The following is a 5234-nucleotide window of genomic DNA, read 5'->3' on the forward strand; positions in this document are numbered from 1 at the left end:
ATCTACACCTCCGGCACCACCGGCAGGCCCAAGGGCGCCGTCGCCACACAGCTCGCCCAGGCGGGTGCCGCGCGCAATCCGCGGTTCCACGCGGCGGCCTCCGCGCTCAGCCGGGGTGTCATCCCGGGACAGGGGCCGGCGCCGGTCTCGCTGCTGACGTTCCCGTTCTTCCACGTCGCCGCGTTCACCAGCTTCTACGCCGCGATGTCGGCGGGTGGCGCACTCGTCCTGATGCGCAAGTGGGACGCGGAGGAAGCGCTGCGGCTGATCCGTGAGCACGGGGTGACGCACTACGCCGGAGTGCCGGCCACCGCGCTTCAGCTGCTCGCCGCGGCCACCCGGGAGGGAGACGGTCTGGAGAGCCTCCAGATGCTCAACACGGGCGGGGCCGCCGCCCCGCCGGATCTGGTCGCTCGGCTGACCGCCCGCTACGGCGAGCGGATCGAGCCGCGCAACGGGTACGGGCTGACCGAGACCAGTGGTGGAGTCATGGCGAATTTCGGCGCGGACTACCGGCTGCACCCGGGCAGTGTCGGCCGCCCGACCCCCACCACGGAGGTGCGCATCGCCGGTCCGGCGGGGGAAGTGCTGCCCGAGGGGGAGGTCGGCGAGTTGTGGCTGCGCGGCCAGGCGCTGGTCCGGGGCTACTGGCGGGACGAGGCGGCGACGGCGCAGGCGTTCAGCGGTGGCTGGTTCCGTACCGGAGACCTGGCGGTGGTCCACGAAGGGCGGGTCAGCGTTGTCGACCGGCTCAAGGACATGGTGATCCGCGGCGGTGAGAACGTGTACTGCGTCGAGGTCGAGGGCGTGCTGCACGACCACCCGGATGTCGAGGACGCGGCGGTTTTGGGGGTGGCCCACCCGGTGCTGGGCGAGGAGGTCGCCGCGGTCGTCCGGCTCCGCCCCGGTGCCGTCGCCACGACCGAGGATCTGCGGGCCCATGTGAGGCGGAGCCTGGCCGCGTTCAAGGTCCCGGCGCATGTGCTGGTGTCCGGGGAGCCATTGCCCCGCAACGCCACCGGAAAGATCCTCAAGCGGGAGCTGCGCGGGCCGGTCGAGCGGGAGGTGCGGGAGGCGCGGGCGGTCAGGGGCGAGTGACTCGTACCCGGTAGTTCCCCTTGGCCTCCTTGTCGACCACCGATATGCGTATCCCGCTGGCCTGGTCGGTGAAGGTCTGGCCGGGCTGGAACGGGGCGTCGGAGAGTTCGGCGTGCACATTGGGCAGCCGGGTGCAGCCGCTGCTGTCCTTGGTGCTGTCCGCGACGGAGATGGGCCCCTGGCCGGTGTCGACGTCCGAGCTCACCTTGTAGATCAGTACGCCGGGGCGGCAGACCGCTTGATCGTTGCCTGACTGGGTCCGTACCTCCACCGCAAAGCCGGACTCCGCGGTCAGCGGCACGAACGCCAGCTTCGGGCCGCCGCGGGTGGCCAGCGGCTCGAGGACGTGGTCGCTGGTGCCGGTCCCGGAGGCGCAGCTGATCTGGCTGTTGTCCAGCCAGCCGAGCTTCCACTTGTGCCAGCCCAGCATGTCGTTGTTGGCGCCCCAGTCCTCGGACATGATGTCCCAGTGCCCGACGGAGCCGCCGCCCTGCATCGTGTAGAGGTCGGGCAGGCCGAAGACGTGGCCGTTCTCGTGCGGGAGGACGCGGTATCCGTTCTGGGCGTACGACCCCGAGCCGTCGTCCTGCCGGCTGTAGACGAAGGATGTGTTGGCGAGCGGCACGCCGTCCGCGTACGGGGCGTCGTTGTTGCCCGAGAAGGTCACGGACAGCACGGTGTCCAGGGCGGAGGGTCCGGCGTTCGGGCTGACGAGAATGTTGACCAGGTCGTACGCGCTGAAGTCCACCTTCGGGTCGGCGGCGGCGACTATGTCCTGGACGAGGTGGCGGTAGCCCGGTTCGTACGGTGATCCGCGCTCGATCCCGTATCCCGAGAACGGCAGCGGCATCCGCAGCCAGGACTTCACCGGGGCCTCCGGCACGTAGGTGAGCCGCCCGTACGAACTGGTGCGGAACCAGTCGGTGGTCTGCGGGAAGAATTCGGCGAGCCGGTCCATGGCCGGCTCCTTCCCCGGCGCGTCCGGGAAGTCGACCATCAGATTGAGCGCGTGGATCTGACCGGTGGAGCGGGCGTAGCCCGGCTGTGTCGGCATGCCCTCCGACATCTGTACACCCATGGTCGACGAGATCCGGCACGGGCCGAGCCCGGCCGGTCCGGTGCTGGACACCGGACCGGCGGAGGCCCGGCTGGGAAGGGGGAGCGTGTTGCTGGCCGAGGCCAGCGCCGCGATGACCAGGGCTGTTGCCGCGCCAAGGGCGACCGGGTGACGGTGCTTGCGTATCCGGTGGCGGGGCTGCTGCATGAAGCCGCCTTCGGGGCCGCGGCAGCCGGCCGACCCTGGCTGCGCTCTGCCGATCAGCCTGTGACGGGTGGTACGGCGCCGCGCGTTGGGTGCGCCGAAGGGGTGGGATTTCCCCGCTTCAAGGCGATGTGACTCAGGTCACATTAGGTCGGGAAATAACCGGGGATCCTTTCCCCGTTTGAACCTGTGTCCCTGCGAAGCGGGGAAACGCTCCCCGGTTACGCGGAGGGGCCGCCCGAGTAACGCACGCACGAACAGCACGGACCGCAAGAGCAGTCGGAAGGTCGGCCGGAAGGCCAGGAAGAGAAGGAGCGCCGTCGTGGACACCGTCGCCCGTACCGCCGCCGGAACCGCGCAGCCGCGTACGCCGCGCCCGCGGGCTGACGCGCTGCGCAACCGGGAGCGGATCGTGACGGCCGCGCGCGAGATGTTCGTCGAGTTCGGGCCGGATGTGCCGCTCGACGAGGTCGCCCGCCGCGCGGGCGTCGGCAACGCCACGCTCTACCGGAACTTCCCCGACCGGGCCGCGCTGACCCATGAGGTCGTCCTCGCGGTCACCTCTCGCACCACCGATCGCGCCGAGGAAGCCGCGAACGATGAGGGAGACCCCTTCATTGCGCTCAGTCGCTTCGTGCACGCGGCGGCCGACGAACGGATCGGTGCGCTGTGCCCGATGCTGTCCGGCGGCTTCGACAAGGACCATCCCGAACTGCTCGCCGAGCGGCGACGCCTCGAAGAGGCCGTCGAAGGACTCGTCGCGCGTGCCATGTCCGCGGGGCGCCTGCGTACCGACATCGCCGTCGGTGACGTACTGGTCGCCCTCTCCCAGCTCACCCGGCCGCTGCCAGGCATCGCCCGTATGAACATCGACCGGTTCACCCACCGCCACATCCAGCTGTTCCTGGACGGACTGGAGGCCCCGGCCCGGTCCCGACTGACTGGAACGGCGGCGACCTTGGAGGATCTGCGGCGCCGGACATGACCATCGCGCCGGGCTCCTGAGACGGCTGCCCGGCCGCGCGTCCACCGCGCCTCGACCACCCCTTTCGTCCCGACCCACGCCAGACCCACGCCCGGTCCACGCCCGGTCCGCGCCTGGCCCAGGCCCTCACCGAGCTTCTCCTCCGCATCCACGGTTCACGACCGCTTTCACGGTTCACGACTTCGCGCGCCCGAGCGCGCTCTTAGGTGGCTACTCCCATGTCAAAAACACCTGATATCCGACTCCCTGATCCGAGTCGCTGGAAGGCGCTGGCGTTCATCGCGCTCGCTCAGCTGATGGTCGTGCTCGATGCCACGATCGTGAACATCGCGCTGCCGCACGCTCAGACGGACCTGGGCATCACAGATGCCAACAAGCAGTGGGTCATCACGGCCTACGCCCTCGCCTTCGGTGGACTGCTGCTCTTCGGAGGCCGGATCGCCGACCTCTGGGGCCGTAAGCGCACCTTCGTCGTCGGTCTGATCGGCTTCGCCCTGGCCTCGGCGCTCGGCGGAGCGGCGCAGAACCAGGGCATGCTCTTCGGCTCGCGCGCACTCCAGGGTGTGTTCGGCGCCCTGCTCGCCCCTGCGGCGCTCTCGCTGCTCGCGGTGATGTTCACCGACGCCAAGGAGCGCGCCAAGGCGTTCGGCATCTACGGTGCGATCGCCGGTGGTGGTGGCGCCGTCGGCCTGATCCTCGGCGGCTTCCTCACCCAGACGCTGAACTGGCGCTGGACCTTCTTCGTCAACATCCCGTTCGCGATCGTCGCCGCCGTCGGCGCGTACTTCGTGATCCGAGAGCCGGTCGGCAGCCGCAACCGTTCCTCGCTCGACATTCCGGGCGTCGTCCTGTCCGCGCTGGGTCTGGTCTCGCTGGTGTACGGATTCACCCGCGCCGAGTCCAGCGGCTGGTCGGACTCGCTGACCATCGGCACGTTCGTCGCCTCCGCCGTGCTGCTGCTGGCCTTCGTCCTGACCGAGTCCAGGGTCAAGTCGCCGCTGCTCCCGCTGCGCGTCGTGATGGACCGCAACCGCGGTGGTGTCTACCTCTCGCTGGGCCTGGCCATCATCGCGATGTTCGGCCTGTTCCTCTTCCTCACGTACTACCTGCAGGTCGTCCAGGGCTTCTCGCCGATCAAGACCGGTTTCGCCTTCCTCCCGATGATCGCGGGAATGATCACCGGTTCGACGCAGATCGGCGCCCGGCTGATGACCCGGGTCCCGGCCCGCATGCTGATGGGCCCCGGCTTCCTGACCGCCGCCATCGGCATGCTGCTGCTCACGCAGCTGGAGATCGACTCGTCCTACGCGGCGGTCATCCTGCCGGGGCAGCTCCTGCTGGGTCTGGGCATGGGTACGGCGTTCATGCCCGCCATGTCGCTGGCCACGCACGGTATCGAGCCGCGTGACGCGGGTGTCGCCTCCGCGATGGTCAACACCTCGCAGCAGGTCGGTGGTGCGATCGGTACGGCGCTGCTCAACACCATCGCCGCCTCGGCCGCCACGGCGTACGCCACCTCGCACGCCGCGCTCGGTGCCACCGACCCGGAGCTGCTGAAGCTCCAGTCGATGGTGCACGGCTTCACCGGCGCCATCTGGTGGGCCGTCGGCATCCTGGTGGTGGCCTCCGCGATCGCGGTGACCTTCATCAACGCCGGCCGTCCCTCGTCGATCACGACGTCCGGTGGTACCGGCTCCGGCTCCGGCTCCGCCGACGGTGTCGAGGACGAGTTCAAGATCCCGGTCGTCGCTCACTGAGCCATCCAGAGCCGCACACGCACCTCTGCCCCGGTTCCGCCGAACGGAACCGGGGCAGAGGTGCGTGCGGTGCGCGGTGGGTCAGCGGAGCCAGGGCAGATCGGCGTTCGTGCCCTCCGGCTGTAGTCCGGCC

Annotated in this window: 4 protein-coding genes; 3 read left to right on the forward strand and 1 reads right to left on the reverse strand. The window is 69.8% G+C overall.

The features are described 5' to 3' along the window. A partial coding sequence (locus J1C73_RS30090; protein WP_207319146.1) for a class I adenylate-forming enzyme family protein occupies positions 1–1098 on the forward strand: 1098 nt, incomplete at its 5' end. Here the strand turns inward: J1C73_RS30090 and J1C73_RS30095 are convergent. Further along, the gene (locus J1C73_RS30095; RefSeq protein ID WP_207319147.1) at positions 1085–2362 is read right to left on the reverse strand and encodes a M6 family metalloprotease domain-containing protein; all 1278 of its coding nucleotides are present in this window, start codon (positions 2360–2362) and stop codon (positions 1085–1087) included. The genes J1C73_RS30090 and J1C73_RS30095 overlap by 14 nt on opposite strands. Positions 2363–2681: 319 nt before the next feature. On the opposite strand from J1C73_RS30095, the gene J1C73_RS30100 reads away from it, so the two are divergent. Together J1C73_RS30100 and J1C73_RS30105 are read left to right on the forward strand one after the other, a co-directional pair. Then, on the forward strand, positions 2682–3344 hold the full coding sequence (locus J1C73_RS30100) for a TetR/AcrR family transcriptional regulator (RefSeq protein WP_207319148.1): 663 nt from the start codon (positions 2682–2684) through the stop codon (positions 3342–3344). Positions 3345–3562: 218 nt separating this feature from the next. Beyond that, positions 3563–5101: an MFS transporter gene (locus tag J1C73_RS30105; RefSeq protein WP_207319149.1), complete on the forward strand. Its 1539-nt coding sequence runs from the start codon at positions 3563–3565 to the stop codon at positions 5099–5101. Positions 5102–5234 lie beyond the last annotated feature (133 nt).

This window comes from Streptomyces laculatispora, from assembly GCF_017353455.1.
GTDB classification, from domain to species: Bacteria; Actinomycetota; Actinomycetes; order Streptomycetales; family Streptomycetaceae; genus Streptomyces; species Streptomyces laculatispora.